Here is a 17,033-nt window from a genome sequence, read left to right on the forward strand (position 1 = left end):
GCACGAATTGATGCTGCAGACCGTCAAAGGTGGTGGTGGATCGAGCCCCCGATGTCCTGAAGCCGTTGGCCGCCCCCGCCCCACTGGAGCGCCACGATCTCGGCGGCGATCGACACGGCCGTCTCCTCCGGGGTGCGCGCCCCGAGGTCGAGCCCGATGGGCGAGCTCAGCCGCGCCAGCTCACCCTCCGTGAGCCCCGCCTCGCGGAGCCGGTCGAGCCGGTCCTCGTGGGTACGTCGCGACCCCATTGCCCCGACGTACGCGACCTCGGGCAGCCGCAGCGCCACCTCGAGCACCGGCACGTCGAACTTGGGGTCGTGGGTGAGCACGCAGATCACCGTGCGCTGGTCGATCCGCCCCGCCTCGACCTCGGCGGCGAGGTAGCGGTGCGGCCAGTCGACGACCACCTCGTCGGCGGCCGGGAACCTCGACGCCGTGGCGAACACCGGCCGCGCGTCGCAGACCGTCACCCGGTACCCGAGGAACGACCCCACGTGCGCCACGGCCGCGGCGAAGTCGATGGCCCCGAACACGAGCATCCGCGGCCGCGGTGCGTACGACGCGACGAACACCCGCATGCCCTCGCCCCGACGCTCGCCGTCGGGCCCGTACGTCAGCGTCTCCGTGCGCCCCGCCGCGAGCAGCCCTCGCACGTCGTCGGTGACGGCGGCGTCGGCCCGCTCGCTGCCCAGCGACCCGGCGACGACCGCGGATGCCGTGCCACCGGCATCCGAACCAGCCTCACCTTCGTGCCCCTCACCCGCCACCTCGCCAGCGGCACCCTCCGGGCGCACGACGAGGCGGCGGCCCACGAAGGCAGGGTCCGGGTGGTCGATGACGGTCGCGACGGCCACCGGGCGGCCGGCCTCGACGTCGGCGGCGACGGAGCCGAGCTCGGGAAAGGTCTCCTGCGACACCGTCTCCACGAACACGTCGAGGATGCCGCCGCAGGTCAGCCCGACCGCGAAGGCGTCGTCGTCGGAGACCCCGTACCGCTGGAGCACCGGCGCGCCCGAGGCCATGACCTCCTGGCCGAGCTCGTAGACGGCACCCTCGACGCACCCGCCGGACACCGACCCCACGGCCTCGCCACCGGGCCCGACGAGCATCGACGCACCCGCCGGGCGGGGCGCGGAGCGGAAGGTCGCGACGACGGTACCGACGCCCACGGCATCCCCGGCGTGCCACCACGCCATCAGCTCGTTCAGCACGTCACGCACGCGCCACCACCTCCGTCAGCTCCTGGAACGCCGCCATCGAGTGCCCCGCGACGAAGTCGTCGACGTGGGGCAGGACCGCAATGATGCCGCCCTGCACCGGCTCATACCCGGCCCGCCCCCGGTGCGGGTTGACCCAGACGACCCGGTGCGCCACCGCCCGCAGCCGACGCACCTGCTCGCCGAGGGCCTCGGGCTGGTCGCGCTCCCAGCCGTCGCTGAAGACGACGACGACTGCGCCGCGCGCCATGCCGCGCCGCCCCCACCGGTCGAGGAAGACCTTGACCCCCTCGGCCAGGCGGGTTCCGCCCGACCAGTCGGGGACGGCCCGACCGGCCGCGACGATCGCTCGATCGGGGTCCCGCTCGTGCAGCGGGCGGGTGACGTGGGTGAGCCGGGTGCCGAGGGTGAAGACCTCCGTGGGCACACCAGCCGCGCAGTAGGTGTGCGCGAGGCGGATGAGGGCGTCGGCGTAGGCGCTCATCGAGCCCGAGACGTCGATGAGCAGCACGACGCGCCGGGGCCGGTCGGCACGGCGGCGCCAGCTGATCTCGCCGGGCTCGCCCATCCGGCGCAGGGTGGAGCGCAGCGTGCGGCGGGCGTCGACCTGGCCGCGGCGGGCCTGCGTGTGGCGGTGGGCGCGGCGCCGGGGGGCTCGGGGGCGCAGGGCGGCGAACATCCGCACGAGCTCTTCGCGGTCCCGGCGGTCGAGCGTGGCGACGTCGCGGTGGCGCAGGATCTCGGTCGAACTGGCCTGCGCGGCAGCGGTGTCGGGGTCGTCCTGGGCGGAGTTGGCTGCGCCGGAGGAGTCGTTCAGCCCCGCCTGGCTGGTCACCTGCTGCAGCGGCGGCCGGTTCTTCATGCCCGCACGTTGCCCGCTGAACCACGCGTGGAAGACGAGGTCGTAGCGCTCGAGGTCGGCCGGTGACCCGCACAGGGTCGCCCGCCCGGCGTGGTAGACGCCGACCTGGTGCTCGAGGCCGAGCGCGGCAACCGCCTCGAGGAAGGTGCGTTCCCGGTCGGCCGTCACTGCGACGCCGGCCGCGCGCAAGGCCCGGGCGAAGCCGAGCAGGATCTCCTCGGGCGGGCGTACCTCCAGTGACCTATTGGTCGATCTGGGGACAGCGCTGGGCACCTCGGAAGGTGCGGTGGCCCCCTCGCTGGGGCGGGCGGCATCCGAACTCGGGCGGACGGCATCCGAGCTGGCGCGGACGGCATCCGACGTCATGTGGTGAGCATGATGTCGAGGGCTCGACGGACGCGTTCGGCGTCCTCGCGGTACTTCACCGCGACGCCCAGGGTGGCGGCCGCCGTCGCCGTGTCGAGTTCGCGCGTGCCGAGCTCGTTCAGCGCGCGCGCCCAGTCGAGGGTCTCGGCGACGCCGGGGGGCTTCAGCAGCTCGCGGTCGGTGCGGATGCCGTGGACGAGTCGCACGACCTGGTCGGCGAGCGCCTCGGGCACCTCTGGGGCGCGGCTGCGCACGATCGCGAGCTCACGCTCGATACCGGGGTGCTCGAGCCAGTGGTACAGGCAGCGGCGCTTGAGGGCGTCGTGCAGCTCGCGGGTGCGGTTGGAAGTGAGGATGACGACCGGCGGTACGGATGCCGTGACCGTGCCGAGCTCGGGGATGGTCACCTGCCACGTCGAGAGCACCTCGAGGAGGAAGGCCTCGAACTCGTCGTCGGCCCGGTCGATCTCGTCGATGAGCAGCACCGCCGGGGACTCGCGCAGGGCTCGCAGGACCGGGCGGGCGAGCAGGAAGCGCTCGTCGAACAGCCCTTCCTCGACGTCACGGACGTCTCTGGGGCCGTCCTCGACAGCTTCGAGCGCGCGCACGTGGAGGATCTGGCGGGGGAAGTCCCAGTCGTAGAGGGCCTGCGTGGCGTCGATGCCCTCGTAGCACTGGAGGCGGATGAGGGGCAGGTCCATGGCGTCGGCCAGGGCCTCGGCCAGGGCGGTCTTGCCGGTGCCGGGCTCGCCCTCCATGAGCAGCGGCCGGCCCAGGCGCAGCGCCAGCCAGGTGACCGTGGCCAGGGCCTCGTCGCTGAGGTAGCCGGTTGCCGCGAGCGCGCCGTCGAGGTCGGCTGCCGAGTCGAACGTCGTGCGGGGGTCCATGGCGTCAGCATCCCTGACGCGCTGCCCGATCGGAAGCATTCCCCCGCTGCGAATGTGGGTGAAGATCGTCGGCTGGACGACGATCTTCACCCACATTCGCGGGAGGAGTGCGAGCAACTCATCAGAGCAGGTGGGCCACGGCGGCGAGCACCTCGCCGAGGGCCAGTGCTCCGACGAGGGCCGCGACGACAGCGGGCAGGCGGCCGTCGGTGAGCACCGAGAAGCTCGGCTCGCCCGGGTGGGCTCGGGCCAGTCGACGGGTGCGCAGGGCCGCGATGATCACCCAGCCGGCGAGGGCAGCTGCCAGCGCGGTGGGAACCACGACGGCCGGGCCCAGGGCGTCAAGGGTCAGGCGGCCGATCGTCAGGGCTCCGATGAGCAGCGCCAGCCCGGTGCGGCGCCACGCCAGGGTGGTGCGCTCCAGCGGGGCGGCCGGGTCACCCACGGGCGGCCACACCACCCTGAGCCCACCACCGGGACAGATCCGACCACGTGGTCCGATCGGTCTCAGGCACCGGTCACGCTCGTGACGCCGAGGATCACGGCGGTGACCGCCACGGCCACGAGCACGACGGCCATCGCGGGGTTCGACGGCAGTGGTTTGCCCTGCCGCATGGCCCGCTCGGTGCCTGCCCACCCACGCCAGGCGGCGACGGAGGTGAGCAGGGCGGCGAGGGCCAGGCCGGCAGCGAGGGTGCGCTGCACGGCATCCGGCATGGGGAGGGGGAGTGCGTCGACCGCCGCGGCCCCGGCGACGAGCGCGAGCGCCGTGCGGATCCAGGCCAGGAAGGTGCGCTCGTTCGCCAGCGAGAACCGTGGATCGGGGTCGCTGCCGTGGTCGTAGACGCTGCCGGGCCAGCGGTGCTCTGGTGCGCTCACGGTGCCATCATGTCGCGCCCGCGGTCGGGGTCCGGTGAGGTCGGCTCGCGACAGTTCGCTCGGCACGCAGAAGTTCAGGTTGCACGCAGAAGCTCAGGACGTGCGCGGAAGTTCAGGACGTGCGCACCTATTGCTGCGTGCGATCCGAAGTGCTGGGTTCGCTGCCGTGGTTCGGGTGACCTGTCAGATCGGCGACGGTGTCGACGTCGCCCCCGGTGGCGAGGTCGCCGCACTCGACGAGGTCGTGCGCGGTGGTGCGCAGGTGCTCTCGGGCGCCCCGGTCACCACGAGCGGTGGCGCGCACGGCATCCCAGTGATCACGCCCGATCGCCACCGGGTGGCCTGGCACGCCGCCGTATGCCGCCCGCACCAGTGCCGCTGCTCCCTGCGGTTGCGCAGCGGCGAGGACCCGGGCCATGACCTGCGCGGTGACGTCCGGCAGGTCGACGAGGGTCACCAGGGCAAGGTCCGGTGCAACAGCAGTGGCTGGCGCTGCACCGGCCGGAGTCGGAGCTGCCTCGGCGAGGGCTGCAAGTGCCTCGGCCGGGGCTGCATGAGGCATCGCGACGGCAGGCCGCCGGGCGCCGCCCTGAAGCAGGTGCTCGAGCCCCGCCCGCAGCGATGCGCCCATGCCCTCGTCCCAGTCGGGCGCGGTGACGACGTCGACGCGAAGGCGCGCCACGGCATCCGAGGCCTGTGATGCCCCGGCACCCACAACGGCGACGACCCGGTCGCAGCCGGCCTGCCACAGCCGCTCGACGGCGATCTCGATGAGGGTCGGGCCCGCTGGGGTCAGGCGCAGCAGTGCCTTGGGGCCACCCATCCGGCGGCCGGCCCCAGCGGCGAGCAGCAGCCCCACGGTGGTCACCCGCCCAGCCTGCCACGGGCCGCTGCCCGACAGCTCAGCACCAGAAGGTTCACCTTCGCAGGGGTTAGGAAGTGGGGCGAAGGTGAACCTTGTGGCATCGGGCGAAAAAGTTCGCCGGCCGCCCGGAGGTGCAGGGGTCAGGCGGTGGCAGGTCAGGCGATGGTGGTGGCCTCGATGGCGGCGATGATCCTCGGGCGGATCTCCGACGCCGAGATGACCGCGTCGACCGACCCGACCTGCACGGCCCGGTGGATGTCGTGCACCCGGTCGAACTCCGACGCCACCTGCCCGAGCTTCTCGGCGCGAACCGCGGTGCGCACCGCGATCAGCTCGGTCGCGAGCGCAGCCCGTTCGGCCCCGCTGGCGGCGCCGACCCGGGCCTCGAGGTCAGCCACCCGAGGGTCGGATGCCGTGCGCTTGTCGACGTCGCGCGCGAAGACCACCGCTGCGGCCGGCGCCCCACCGATCACCGACGCGAACGAGCCCTCGACCGCGAGCACCGTCATCCGCGGGTTGAGCGCCTTGGAGAAGACGACGAACGCACCACCGTGGTAGCGCGACACCACGACGAAGACGATCGGGCCGTCGAAGTTCACGACCGCCCGGCCGATCTCGGCGCCGTACTCGAGCTGCAGGGCGCGCATCGAGTCGGGTGAGCCGTCGAAGCCCGACAGGTTGGCCAGCACGACGAGGGGCCGGTTGCCGCTCGCCGCGTTGATCGCCCGGGCCGCCTTCTTCGACGAGCGCGGGAAGAGCGTGCCGGCCGTGTAGACGTCCGGCCCGTCAGTCGGCGGAACCCCACGCCGGGCCACCGCCTTGGACTCGATCCCGAGCAGCAGCACCGGAATGCCGCCGATGCGCGCGTCGAGCACCACCGCGGTCTCGGCATCGGCCATCCCGGCCCAGCGCTCGAGCGTCCCGTGGTCCTGGTCGGCGACGGCCCTCATCAGCGTGCGGATGTCGAACGGCTTCTTGCGGTCGGGGTTGGTCGCCGACGAGAAGATGTCGCCCACCGTCGTGAAGTCACTGCCGGCGAGCGTGTGCGGGTGGGTCGTGACGTCGCGGTCGTGCGGGTCGCTCGTCGGCGCACGCCTTGGTCCCCGCTCACCGGGTGCGACCCAGGTGTTCTCGTAGTGCGCGAGCAGGATGCCGTAGGCGTCGACGAGGTCCTTGGCCCAGTACTGAGCCTGGCCGTTGGGCCCCATGACACGGTCGTAGCCGCCGATGCCGAAGTTGTCCTCGGCCGAGACACCACCGGAGAAGTCGAGCGACTGCTTTCCGGTGAGGACCATCGCCGAGTCGGGAGTCATGACGAGGATGCCCTTGGTGTGCATGAGCATCGTGGCCTCGGCGTTCCAGTACGGCTGGGCGCCCACGTTGATCCCGGCGACCACGACGTTGATCTCGTGCCCGGCCTGGGTGAACTCGATGATCCGCTTGAGGGCCTTGGCGACCCAGTCCATGTTCTCGGTGCCCGAGTCCATCGAGATGCGTGCCCCGGCCGAGAGGGCGAACCACTCGACCGGCAGGCCGCGTTCCTGCGCGAGGTCCAGCGCCGCGATAACCCGGGCGCACTCGGGCTCCGCGACGGCACCGAGAGCCCGCAGCGGGTCGCCGCAGAGCAGCACCCGGCTCACGCCCTCGGGGTGCAGGGGCGTCGGGGTGGTCACGAGGCCGCAGATGATTCCCGCGGTGTTCTCGCCGTAGGGCCGCTCGACCGGCACGAGCCGACCGCTCTCGTCGAGGTCGAGCTCCTGCACCGACCCACCGGAGCCGGCCACCATCGAGACGAGCTCGTAGGGGTAGACCAGCCCGCGGCGCCGGGCCCGCACGACCTTCTCGGCGTACTCGTCCAGCGGTGCGACGCGCGTGGTCGGGGGCTGGTCGACGGTGAAGGTCACCCCTGACCCGGGCTGGTACGCGAAGCGGGCACAGATCGGCACGGTGGTGCCGTCGTCGGCGGGGATGGCGCCCTCGACGCGCACCTCCTCGATGCCCGCACCTGCGGTCATCGGCGCGACCTTGCCCTGGAGCGCCGTCAGCTGGTCGAGGTCGGCCTCGACGGGGGGCCAGACGTGCAGCCACACGTGGTTGGTGTCCAGCCGCGCCCCGGCGCCCAGGGTGGCCCGGGCCCGGCGGATCGCCTCGAGGCAGTTCGCGAGCGCCCGCTCGATGTGCGGCAGGCCGGTGACCTTGCCGTCGGCGTCGCGCACGACCACGAGCTGGCGCACCTGGGCCAGGGCCACGAGCCGCTGGTCCTGCGGGTTGCCCGTCGCGACCGCGTGTAGGAGCAGGACGTCCTCGGGGGCGTCCAGGCGGGTGAGGTCGAAGTCGCGCAGCCGCCACAGGTTGAGTCGACGACCCACCATGGGGTGCACGTCACGCACCGGCCGGTCCTCGACCAAGGTGCCGTCACTCTGGGGCCGGAACGTGAAGTAACCGACCTCGCGCTCGTCGTCGGGGACCACGCCCACGGCGACGCGCCGCACCTGGGCCGCGAACGGCATCCGGGCGATCTTCTCCGCCAGGGCTGCCGAGGCGGCCTCCTTGTCGGCGGGCAGGTCGCCCCAGTGCACGTAGAGGTCGACGACGCCCTGGTGGCCGACCGGGCGCTGGGCGACCAGGCCACTCAGCAGGGTCGACAGGGGACTGCCGTCGGTGAGCTCGTCGACGGTGCCGGTCGTCGTGATGAGGTGCGAGACGCGGTTGTCGAGAACGTAGTTCGCGCTGGCGACGCCGCGACCGTCGATGGTCTCCTCGCGCAGGTCGACGAGGTCGTACTCGCGGTAGTGCCGCTTGACGAGGACGGCGAGCATCGGCTCACGAGACTGGATGCCGGTGCGCAGCCGCTCGGCGAGGAACCGCACGATCCGCTCGGGGATCGCGGCGAGGGTGTCGATGCGGGCGGTGCGCTCGGGCCCGTCGGGCAGGGCGTCGATCTCGGCGAGCTCGTCGCCGACCGAGCCGAGCACGGAGGCCCGGTCGGCATCCACGAGCGGCTGGTCGAACCAGCGGAAGCGGACGCTGCGGGCGAGGTCACCGACGATCGGGAAGCGCAGCTGGGTGGCGCTCACGAGTCGGTCGAGCAGCTCACGGGCGGCGACGTCGGCGGGCGGCTCGGGCGCCGGCTCACCCAGCCAGCGCTGGAGGATCGCGGTGGCCATCGCGACCTCGGGTGCCGAGCGCTGCTGGGCCAGGAACACCCGGAACACCGCACCCTCGAGGGCGTCGGCGGCCGCGGGGTCAGCGGCGTCGTCCCGCGAGGCGGAGTCGACCCCGTAGTGGCTGAGCACCCGCTCGAGTCGGCCGACGAAGTCAGCAGGCAAGGCGCCACGCTCGGGATCCAGTGTCTGCAGGTAGGTGTGGAAGTGCTCGCGCGGGCTGTGCACCCGGTTCTCCAGGTGCGCCTCCTCCCCGACGGGTCGGTTGCGGCTCAGCTCGGCGAAGTCGGCGAAGACCCCGAGCAGGGCGACCTCGTCGTTGATCGGCGACTCACCCGACGCCTCGATCTCGTCGCGGGCCTCGAGGTAGCCGGCGAGGGTGCGCTGCTCCTGGCTGGGGTCGAGGTCGTAGCCCAGGAGCATGGCCGCGAGGTCGGCACGGCCCCGGGCAGCCCGCTCGGTGGGCTCGCGGTCGGTGACCTGGTCGGGCAGGTCGAGGTCGGGGGCGTCGACCTCGGCGGCTGCACCCGCGTCGGCGGGGTCACCCGTCGGCTCGAGCCGCACCAGGGCGGCGCCGGTCTCGACCTGACTGCCCGCGGCGACGAGCAGTTCCTTGACCCGGCCCGCGAACGGCGCCGGCAGCACGGTCTCCATCTTCATCGACTCGAGGACGAGCACGGGGGCACCCGCAGCCACCTCGTCGCCGACGGCGACCGGGGTGGCGACGACGAGGGCCGGTGCGGGAGAACGCATCACGCCACCTTCGTCACGGCTGACCCGGTGGGTGACACCGTCGACCTCGACGAGCTGCACCGCGCCGTGGGCGGCGGTGACGAGTCGGTGGGAACGGCCACCCACGACGATGCGGCTCGCGTACGGGCCGCCTCGCTCGAGATCGGCGTCCACGATGACCGTGTTCCCCGTCGGGTCGGCCACGGCGACCCGGAACCGGGAAGGGCCGGTGCGGAACACGGTGACCTTGTAGGCGGTGCCACGCAGCTTCAGGTCGACGGCTCGCCCGACGTCGTGCTGCACCTGGGGGCGCCCGCCGCGCGAGGTGGCGAGCAGCCGGGTGCGCTCGACCGACTCGGCCTCCTCGTAGGCCTCGATGCCGGCGACCACGAGGGCCACGCCCGAGTGCTCGCTCGCGACCAGCCGACCCTGCGAGCGGACCCGGTCGATCCACCCGGTGTCGGCCGAACCGTCGATGACCTCGGGCTGGTCGAGCAGGTCGAGGATGAACGACTTGTTCGTCGCCCCACCCTCGATGACGACGGTCGTCTCGCGCATCGCCCGACGCAGCCGGGCCAGCGCCTCGTCACGGTCACGACCGTGGGCGATGATCTTCGCGATCATCGAGTCGAAGTCCGCGGGGATCGAATCGCCCTCGGCCACACCGGTGTCGACCCGGATGCCGGGGCCGGCGGGCAGTTCGAGGTGGGCGATGCGCCCCGGCGCGGGGGCGAAGTCGCGGTCGGGGTCCTCGGCGTTGAGCCGGGCCTCGACGGCGTGCCCGACCTCGCTCGGGCGCTCACCCTCGAGGCGGCCGCCCGACGCCACGTGGATCTGGAGCCGCACGAGGTCGGTGCTCGTCACGACCTCGGTGATCGGGTGCTCGACCTGCAGGCGGGTGTTGACCTCGAGGAACGCGAAGAAGCGCTCACCCGGGTGGTAGAGGAACTCCACGGTGCCAGCGCCCGCGTAGTCCACGGCGATCGCGAGCCGCTCCGCGGCATCCTTGAGTTCGCGCGCCTGCTCGGCGTCAAGCACGGGCGAGGCGGACTCCTCGATGACCTTCTGGTTGCGGCGCTGCACCGAGCAGTCGCGCACCCCGATCGCCCAGGCCGTGCCCTGGCCGTCGGCGATGACCTGCACCTCGACGTGGCGTGCGCCGGTGACGAGCTTCTCCAGGAACACCACACCCGAGCCGAAGGCGCGCTGCGCCTCGTCGCGGGTGCGCTCGTAGGCGTCGGCGAGGTCGGCGTCGGTCGCCACCATGCGGATGCCGCGTCCCCCACCGCCCGCGGTCGCCTTGAGCATGAGCGGGTAGCCGATCCGGCCGGCCGCGGCGATGGCGTCCTCGAGGGTGTCGACCCCGCCCCGGCTCCACGGAGCGACCGGGACCCCGACCTCCTCCGCGATGAGCTTGGAGCCGATCTTGTCGCCGAGGCGGCGCATCGCCTCGGGGCTCGGGCCGATGAACGTCACGCCGGCGGCGGCGCAGACCTCGGCGAAGGCCGGGTCCTCGGCGACGAAGCCCCAGCCCACCCAGGCCGCGTCGGCACCTGACTCCCGCAGCGCCCGCTCGAGCACCTCGTGGTCGAGGTAGGGACGCTCGGATGCCGGGCCGAGGTCGTAGGCCGCGTCGGCCTCACGCACGAACATCGCCGACCGCTCGGCGGTCGTGTGCAGGGCCACCGTCTCGATGCGGTGGCCGCCCGGGCCGGACTGCGCGTTGAGGTCGCGTACCGCGTGGATGAGCCGCATCGCGGCCTCTCCGCGGTTGACGATGGCGATCCGCTGGAACATCGGTGGTCCTCCCGGGGGTCCGGTGTGCGCGTCGTCTCGGCGGGGCTGTCCCGCTGTCCGTCCGAGCCTGTCACTTGTGCGCCGTGACGCGCGAGTAATGAACAGACTGCGCGCGTCATGACTGCGATCGAGCTCGCCCGTCGGCTGTGCGTGACCTTCGCCCCAGCAGGTTCATCTCAGCACCGGAAACGAAGGGGTGCCAAGGTGAGTGATGTGGCATCTGGCTGGAAAGTTGAGCCGTATCGTGGCCGGACGCGCATCGCCGCCGTTGCCGTCGCGCTCGTGGCACTCTTCTGCTGCACCCCGGCGTCCCCCGCAGCCGCGAGCGCATCCGCGAAACCGGCCGACGAGCTGGCGCTGGCCCGGAGGTACGCCACCGTGGTGCGCCTCGTGGAGCTGGTGAGTGAGTGCGGGCCCGGTGAGCCGCTCACCGGGCCGGCGACGACTCCCGGGTCGGATCCGAGCCGGACCGCGAGGGTCTGGCGCTGCAGTACAGGACGTACTTCCCGTTCAACGACTCCGACAACAACCACGAGAGCCACTGGGAGATGATCCAGCTCGAGCTTGCGGCGTCTGACGACTCGAGCGCCCTCGAGCAGGACCCGACCCGCCTCGGGTACAGCCAGCACGAGGGTGTCGAGGTCGCCGAGTGGAGCTCGGTCACGCTCGAGCCCCTACCTGCTGAGTCACCCTGTCGTGAAGGACCGGAAGACCGAGCCGTCCGACGACCGGCCCTCCGACGTGTCCGCCACCGGCTCGTCCACCGGTACCGCCGCGCCCAGCACCACTGCCGCCCGGACCGCTGCCCGGCTGGCCCCGCTCGTCGCCTGGGCCGACCGCAACCCCGTCCCGGGCACCACCTTGCGCATCGTGCGCCAGCTGCTCGCGGTGGACGTGCGCGACCGCGTCTTCGGCATGGCGGGGCAGTCGTTCCTGGCCGTCATCCCGCTGCTCATCATCAGCTCGAGCTGGCTCTCGCAGAGCGACGGGCGGGCACTCGCCACGGCCCTCAGCACCCGGCTGGGGCTCACGGGCGTCACCGCCGACACCGTGACGCTGTTGTTCTCGAGACCGGAGGGCAGCGCGGAGGTCAGCACGGCATCCGGTCTCAGCCTGGCGCTGTTGTTCTTCTCGGTGAACAGCTTCACCCGCACCCTGCGCCGCAGCATAGAAGGGCCCTGGGAGCTGCCGAAGGTCGGGTGGAAGGGCCAGCTGAGCGGCCTGCTCGGCGTGGTGCTGCTCATCGTGATGCAGGTGACCCTGGCGGTGATCGCGGTGGAGTGGGTCAGCACGTCGGCCGCTCAAGGGTTCCTCGAAGGGCTGGTCCGCACGGTGGTGGCGACCGCGTTCTGGATCGCGATCGGGCGGGCCCTGACCCACGGGCGCCTGTCGGTCGCACGGCTGTGGCCGGGCGCGCTCGTCGGCGGTGTCGGCAGCACCGCCATCGCCATCTGGACGGTCACCGTGCTGCCCGGCATCTTCGAACGGGATGCCGCGCGCTACGGCGTCATCGGCGTGGCCCTCGCACTCGTCACCTGGCTGCTGGCCTTCAGTGGCCTCATCGTCCTGGTGGGCGTGGCCGGCGCCCAGATCGCCCGGGCCGCCGGGTGGTTCACGCCGCGTGAGGACCCGCTCGTTCAGCCGCTGTTCGAGCAACCCGACCCGCAGGCCTGACCTTTCCTGCCGCTGGCCTGGCCTGGCCTCTCAGGAAGCTGGCGTGGGGGTGAGGCGGCGCCGGGCCGCGACGTAGGACGCCGCGGCGAGCGTGATGACGAGCAGGAGCCCGACGACGGTCGCATTGCGCACGAGGGTGGCCGTCAGGGTGGCCACGATCGCCCGGGCCGCATCGGCCGCCAAGGGGTCGGCGATGTCGGAGGTCGCTGACCCGACGACTGCGCGCACGCCGACCGTGACGGCGATCAGAGCCAGGAAGGCGGACCCGGCGAACCACAGGGCTGACATTGCGGCGTCGCGCAACAGCCACGCGCCGGTGCCGAGCAGCACGACGACGAGCAGCGGCCCGAGCCACACCATGACCTTGAGCAGGCTGTAGTAGCCCTGCCACTTCTCGAGCTGCTCGACGGTGCCGATCGGCACGGTGGCCTCCAGCTGCGGAAGCCGGTCGACGAAGGTGTACCCGGAGTTCACGAGCTCGGCCCGCACGGCTCCAGCGATCGTGGCCAGGCTGATGCTCACCGTTGTGCCCTCGGTGATGACGGTGCCCTGCGGCGCATCCCCCTCGAGGGTCGCCACCAGCTCGGCATGCGCCTCGTCGAGCGCGGTGTCGAACGCCGACCGGAACTCGGGCGAGGTCACGATCGTGTCGGCGACCTTCTGCACCCGGGCCTCCACGGCACCTCCGAGCGAGGCCGCGACGTCACGCAGCAGGCCCTTGACGAGTTCCGGCGCCGCCAGCTCGTCGATGGCTTCCCCCACCCTCGGTGCCACCCGGTCATCGATCACGGCACCCGTCACCTGGTCGGCGAGCTGCTGGGAGACCAACGCCTGCACCTCGGGCTCCGACGCCACCGGTGCGACCCGGGACACGAACGCGTCGGTGTCGGTCACCGTGCGGGCCGTCCAGGTCGCGACCACCACCACGGGAACGAGCACCCCGGCGAGGACGAGCAGGGCGATGGCGAGCATGCGGCGGGAACGAGTGCCCATGGCGCGATCTTCTCAGTCGGCGCGGGTTTCGTCCGGCGGATGGGAATCCTCGGCCGCGACGGGGGGCGCCAAGCCAGCGAGGGGCGGTGGGACGGCATCCAGTACGCCGTTCTCACCGGTACCTCCCTCGGCATCACGCGGCTTGTCGCGTGGCGCGACGTGTGCGGCGACGATCTCCTCGGTCTGCGGGCTCAGCTCGTAGCGGCGTTGGTAGATCTCGAGCATCGCCATGACGGTGGCGGCGACGGGCACCCCGAGCAGCGCGCCCGACAGCCCGAACAGCTGGGCGCCGAGCAGGGCCGAGCCGAACGACACGGCCGGATGGAGGTTGACGGCGCGCGAGGAGATGCGCGGCTCGATGGCGAGGTTCTCGACCTGCTGGTACCCGACGCCCCACGCCAGCACCCAGACCCCCACCATCGGGTCGCCCGACGTCAGCCCGACGAGCACCGGGAGCGCGATGGCGATGTAGGTGCCGATGTTGGGCACGAACTGGGCGACCAGGCCGGTCCACAGGGCGAGGGGCAGCCAGTACGGCAGGCCGATGAGGGCGAACACGACGCCGCTGAGCACCGCGTTGATCGAGGCGAGCACGATGCGTGCGGCGATGTAGCCACCGACCTTGATGCCGGTGAGGTCCCAGGCCGTGAGGAACGGAACCTGCAGCTGCGGCCGCAGACGGCGGGCGATCCAGCCCCTCAGCGTGGGCATCCCCGCGGACATGTAGAACGTGAAGAACACGAGGATGAACACGCCGAAGAAGCCCGAGAGCACCTTGGCGACGAGGCCGAGCACCCCGAACGCGAGGTCGTCGGCGTACGCGGTGAGGTCGGTGGGGCTCAGGCCGATCTCGTCGAGGATCGTCTCGAACGTGAACGTCGACCCCGACACCGAGTTGAACCAGCGCAGCGCGTCCTCGGCCATCCCCGGCAGGGCGGTGATGAAGCTCGTCAGCTGCTCGACGAACAGGCTGCCGAACAGGCCGAGGAAGATCACGAGGAAGACGCCGGCCAGCAGCATGACGAGGCCCGTGGCGAGGCCGCGGTGCATTCGCTGCGTCAGCCGCGAGACCACCGGCTCCATTGCCAGGGCCGCGAACCACGCCATGATCACGTAGTAGAACGTCGAGGCGCCCCGCCAGAGCATGAAGACCAGGGCGGCGGTCAGCGCCAGGACCCCGACGACGAGCCAGACCCGGCGCGCGAGGGATGGTGCGGGGGCGGCCGTGGCGGCCTCGGTGTGCATGGCGCTCAATCTATGTCGTGGACCCGCTGGTCGCGTGCCGGCCGCGGATGCCTGTGGACAACCAGGTGGCTGGAGCGCAAGACGTCGGTTCGGGCGCGGTGCGCCGGGTGCGAAAAGGCCCGGACGACAGGGTCGTCCGGGCCCTTTCAGCACGGGTGGCAGGTGAAGGATTCGAATATTCTCCCAGCCGAGCGTAAATCTTCCCTAGAATTGCCCTGACCTGCGCGTTTATGGTGACAGAGGAGGCACGAGTACCCTCTCATCTGGCACGCATCTGGCACGATTTGGTGTTCATCTGGCACGTATCTGGCACGAAATGAGGGGGTCCGGGATGCCGGGAAAGAGGTCCTTCGGGTCGATCCGCCGACTGAGCTCAGGTCGCTACCAAGCGCGGTACACCGGTCCTGACTTGCAGACGCACACAGCCCCGGAGACGTTCACGGCCAAGATCGATGCCGAGGCTTGGCTCGCTGCCGAACGGCACCTGAGCGAAGACCCGGCGAACTGGCGGGCTCCGAAGGTGCGGCTGGAGCAGGAGTACGACCGTCGTGCCCGGCTGCGGCGCTTCACCTTCGGACCGTACTCAGAGGACTGGCTCGCGCATCGGGACCTCGCGGCGAGCACACGGAATACCTACGCACAGCTGCTCAAGCATCACCTTCTTCCAACGTTCGCCGACGTCCCGCTATCGGAGATTGACCGAGCGCTCGTCGCCACCTGGTATCGACGCGTCGGAGCCGGCAGGCCGCACGCCCGGAAGCACGCCTACGACCTTCTTCGCAACATCCTCAACATGGCCTTGGATGACGAACTGATCGATCGCAACCCGGTGCACATCCGCGGCGCAAGCAACGTCAAACGCACGGGTACGACTCAACCCGCGTCCCTTGACGAACTCGAGGCCCTTGCCGAGGCGACCCCTGAGCGGTACCGGCTCATGGTGCTTCTCGCGGCGTGGTGCGCCCTGCGCAAGGGTGAGCTGTCCGAGCTGCGCCGCAGCGACGTGGACACCACGCAGTGGGTCCTGAGAGTGCGGCGAGGCGTCGGTTTCGTCCCGGGCCGCACCGTGGTCAAGGACCCCAAGACCCAGGCGGGTAAGCGCGACGTCGCTATTCCAGAACATCTCGTGCCGATGGTTCGCGAACACCTCCTTCGACATGCCCAACAAGGAGGTCAGGGGCTGATGTTTCCCTCAGCACGTGGTGAGCACCTGCGGACGTCCGCTATCGGTCGCTGGTACTACCCAGCCCGTGAGGCCGCCGGACGACCTGACCTTCGCTTTCACGACCTCCGCCATACCGGCGCTGTCCTCGCGGCTCAGTCAGGTGCAACGTTGGCGGAGTTGATGCACCGCCTCGGCCACACCACTCCCGCAGCGGCGATGCGTTACCAGCACGCCGCAGCGGAGCGCGACCGCGAGATAGCCCAACGCATGTCGAAGCGCTACCGGGAACACGTGCAGGCGAGACCATCGGACTGCACCTAACCCAGGCCCGCTGCGCCTCGCGTGACGATCTCCATCCTGTCACGATCGGGAATCGCCTTACTGTCCGCCTCGCCCTGCTGCGGGCGACAACACCACGACCTAGCGGGGTGTGCGCGAGCCTCGAAGGAGGCGAGGCCCTGTCAGGGGCGCGCCAGCTCAGATCAGAGCAGTCCCGTTTCGGTGGCTCGGGTGGCTGCGTCGTCGCGGTCCGTGACACCCAGCTTGCGGTAGATGCTTGCCAGGTGGGTCCTGAGGGTGTTCAGGGTGATGTCTAGCTCGGCGGCGATGTCCCGGTGCTTGATCCTGTGTGGAAGGTAGGCCAACACCGCCAGCCCTCGCTCGTGAGAGTGCCCACCACATACGGTGCGGTCCGGCGTGCGCGGGAGGAGGAGGCCTGCTCGGGAACCTGGCTGGGAACGTCGCTGAACCCCGCACCGCCGGGTGCCGCACCGCCCGCGAGAACTGCCGCCACTGACAAGGCCCTCTCAGCTTCGGGAGGGGGCCTTGTGCTGCAGGGGTTCAGTGCGCAGCGTTGTACGCGTCCTGAACGTCCTGGCTGATCCGGCCGCGGTCGCTGACCACACGGCCGTTCTCACGTGCCCAGGTACGGATCGCCTGAGTCTGGTTGCGGTCGGACTTGTTCTTGGAGCCACCACCAGAGCGCGCACCGCGACCGCCGGTGTTGGTCGCAACGTCGGTGTACTTCTTGACGGCGGCGTAGAACTGACCGGCCTCTGCTTCGGTCAGATCCATCTGATACGAGGTCGAGCCGATGCTGAACTTGACCGTCTCACCCTCGCCGTCCTTGATGTCCTTGCCGCTCAGATCGCTGACAAGTTGCTCAATCACACGCTTCGCCATACTTG

Annotated in this window: 13 protein-coding genes; 2 read left to right on the forward strand and 11 right to left on the reverse strand. The window is 71.2% G+C overall.

The features are described from left to right. Nucleotides 1-23: 23 nt before the first annotated feature. The 7 genes from C8E84_RS07795 to C8E84_RS07825 all read right to left on the reverse strand — a co-directional run bounded on the left by C8E84_RS07795 (nt 24) and on the right by C8E84_RS07825 (nt 10,769). Nucleotides 24-1,220 carry an XdhC family protein gene (locus C8E84_RS07795; RefSeq protein WP_170296271.1) on the reverse strand — a complete coding sequence of 399 codons (1,197 nt, stop codon included), beginning with the start codon at nt 1,218-1,220 and terminating at the stop codon, nt 24-26. After that, nucleotides 1,213-2,445, reverse strand: a complete 1,233-nt coding sequence (locus C8E84_RS07800) for a vWA domain-containing protein (RefSeq protein WP_159901000.1) — start codon at nt 2,443-2,445, stop codon at nt 1,213-1,215. Before C8E84_RS07800 ends, C8E84_RS07795 begins: the two co-directional genes overlap by 8 nt. Continuing rightward, nucleotides 2,442-3,332: an AAA family ATPase gene (locus C8E84_RS07805; RefSeq protein ID WP_159901002.1), complete on the reverse strand. Its 891-nt coding sequence runs from the start codon at nt 3,330-3,332 to the stop codon at nt 2,442-2,444. The genes C8E84_RS07800 and C8E84_RS07805 overlap by 4 nt, the downstream gene beginning before the upstream one ends. Nucleotides 3,333-3,453: 121 nt before the next feature. Beyond that, complete coding sequence (locus C8E84_RS07810) at nt 3,454-3,777, reverse strand: DUF202 domain-containing protein (RefSeq protein ID WP_159901004.1); 324 nt, start codon at nt 3,775-3,777, stop codon at nt 3,454-3,456. 62 nt (nt 3,778-3,839) lie between these two features. Next, complete coding sequence (locus tag C8E84_RS07815) at nt 3,840-4,211, reverse strand: YidH family protein (RefSeq protein WP_159901006.1); 372 nt, start codon at nt 4,209-4,211, stop codon at nt 3,840-3,842. Nucleotides 4,212-4,338: 127 nt separating this feature from the next. Further along, on the reverse strand, nt 4,339-5,079 hold the full coding sequence (locus tag C8E84_RS07820; RefSeq protein WP_159901008.1) for a nucleotidyltransferase family protein: 741 nt from the start codon (nt 5,077-5,079) through the stop codon (nt 4,339-4,341). A 152-nt stretch (nt 5,080-5,231) separates the two neighbouring features. Further along, nucleotides 5,232-10,769 carry an ATP-binding protein gene (locus tag C8E84_RS07825; RefSeq protein WP_159901010.1) on the reverse strand — a complete coding sequence of 1,846 codons (5,538 nt, stop codon included), beginning with the start codon at nt 10,767-10,769 and terminating at the stop codon, nt 5,232-5,234. A 696-nt stretch (nt 10,770-11,465) separates the two neighbouring features. On the opposite strand from C8E84_RS07825, the gene C8E84_RS07830 reads away from it, so the two are divergent. Beyond that, on the forward strand, nt 11,466-12,443 hold the full coding sequence (locus C8E84_RS07830) for a YihY/virulence factor BrkB family protein (protein ID WP_159901012.1): 978 nt from the start codon (nt 11,466-11,468) through the stop codon (nt 12,441-12,443). Nucleotides 12,444-12,473: 30 nt separating this feature from the next. Here C8E84_RS07830 and C8E84_RS07835 read toward each other — a convergent pair whose 3' ends face one another. Together C8E84_RS07835 and C8E84_RS07840 are read right to left on the reverse strand one after the other, a co-directional pair. Beyond that, nucleotides 12,474-13,436 carry a hypothetical protein gene (locus C8E84_RS07835; protein ID WP_159901014.1) on the reverse strand — a complete coding sequence of 321 codons (963 nt, stop codon included), beginning with the start codon at nt 13,434-13,436 and terminating at the stop codon, nt 12,474-12,476. 12 nt (nt 13,437-13,448) lie between these two features. Beyond that, nucleotides 13,449-14,681: an AI-2E family transporter gene (locus C8E84_RS07840; protein WP_159901016.1), complete on the reverse strand. Its 1,233-nt coding sequence runs from the start codon at nt 14,679-14,681 to the stop codon at nt 13,449-13,451. A gap of 331 nt (nt 14,682-15,012) precedes the next feature. On the opposite strand from C8E84_RS07840, the gene C8E84_RS07845 reads away from it, so the two are divergent. Then, nucleotides 15,013-16,167: a tyrosine-type recombinase/integrase gene (locus C8E84_RS07845; RefSeq protein WP_211675444.1), complete on the forward strand. Its 1,155-nt coding sequence runs from the start codon at nt 15,013-15,015 to the stop codon at nt 16,165-16,167. A 161-nt stretch (nt 16,168-16,328) separates the two neighbouring features. On the opposite strand, the gene C8E84_RS18520 is transcribed toward C8E84_RS07845, so the two are convergent. Together C8E84_RS18520 and C8E84_RS07855 are read right to left on the reverse strand one after the other, a co-directional pair. Further along, nucleotides 16,329-16,493 (reverse strand): LuxR C-terminal-related transcriptional regulator, encoded by a 165-nt coding sequence (locus tag C8E84_RS18520; protein ID WP_159901020.1) that lies wholly within the window; start codon nt 16,491-16,493, stop codon nt 16,329-16,331. Nucleotides 16,494-16,686: 193 nt separating this feature from the next. Further along, a complete protein-coding gene (locus C8E84_RS07855; protein WP_159901022.1) occupies nt 16,687-17,028 on the reverse strand; it encodes a histone-like nucleoid-structuring protein Lsr2 in 342 nt (113 codons plus the stop codon). Nucleotides 17,029-17,033: the final 5 nt, after the last annotated feature.

Source organism: Ornithinibacter aureus, from assembly GCF_009858245.1.
In the GTDB taxonomy this organism is placed as follows: domain Bacteria; phylum Actinomycetota; class Actinomycetes; order Actinomycetales; family Dermatophilaceae; genus Fodinibacter; species Fodinibacter aureus.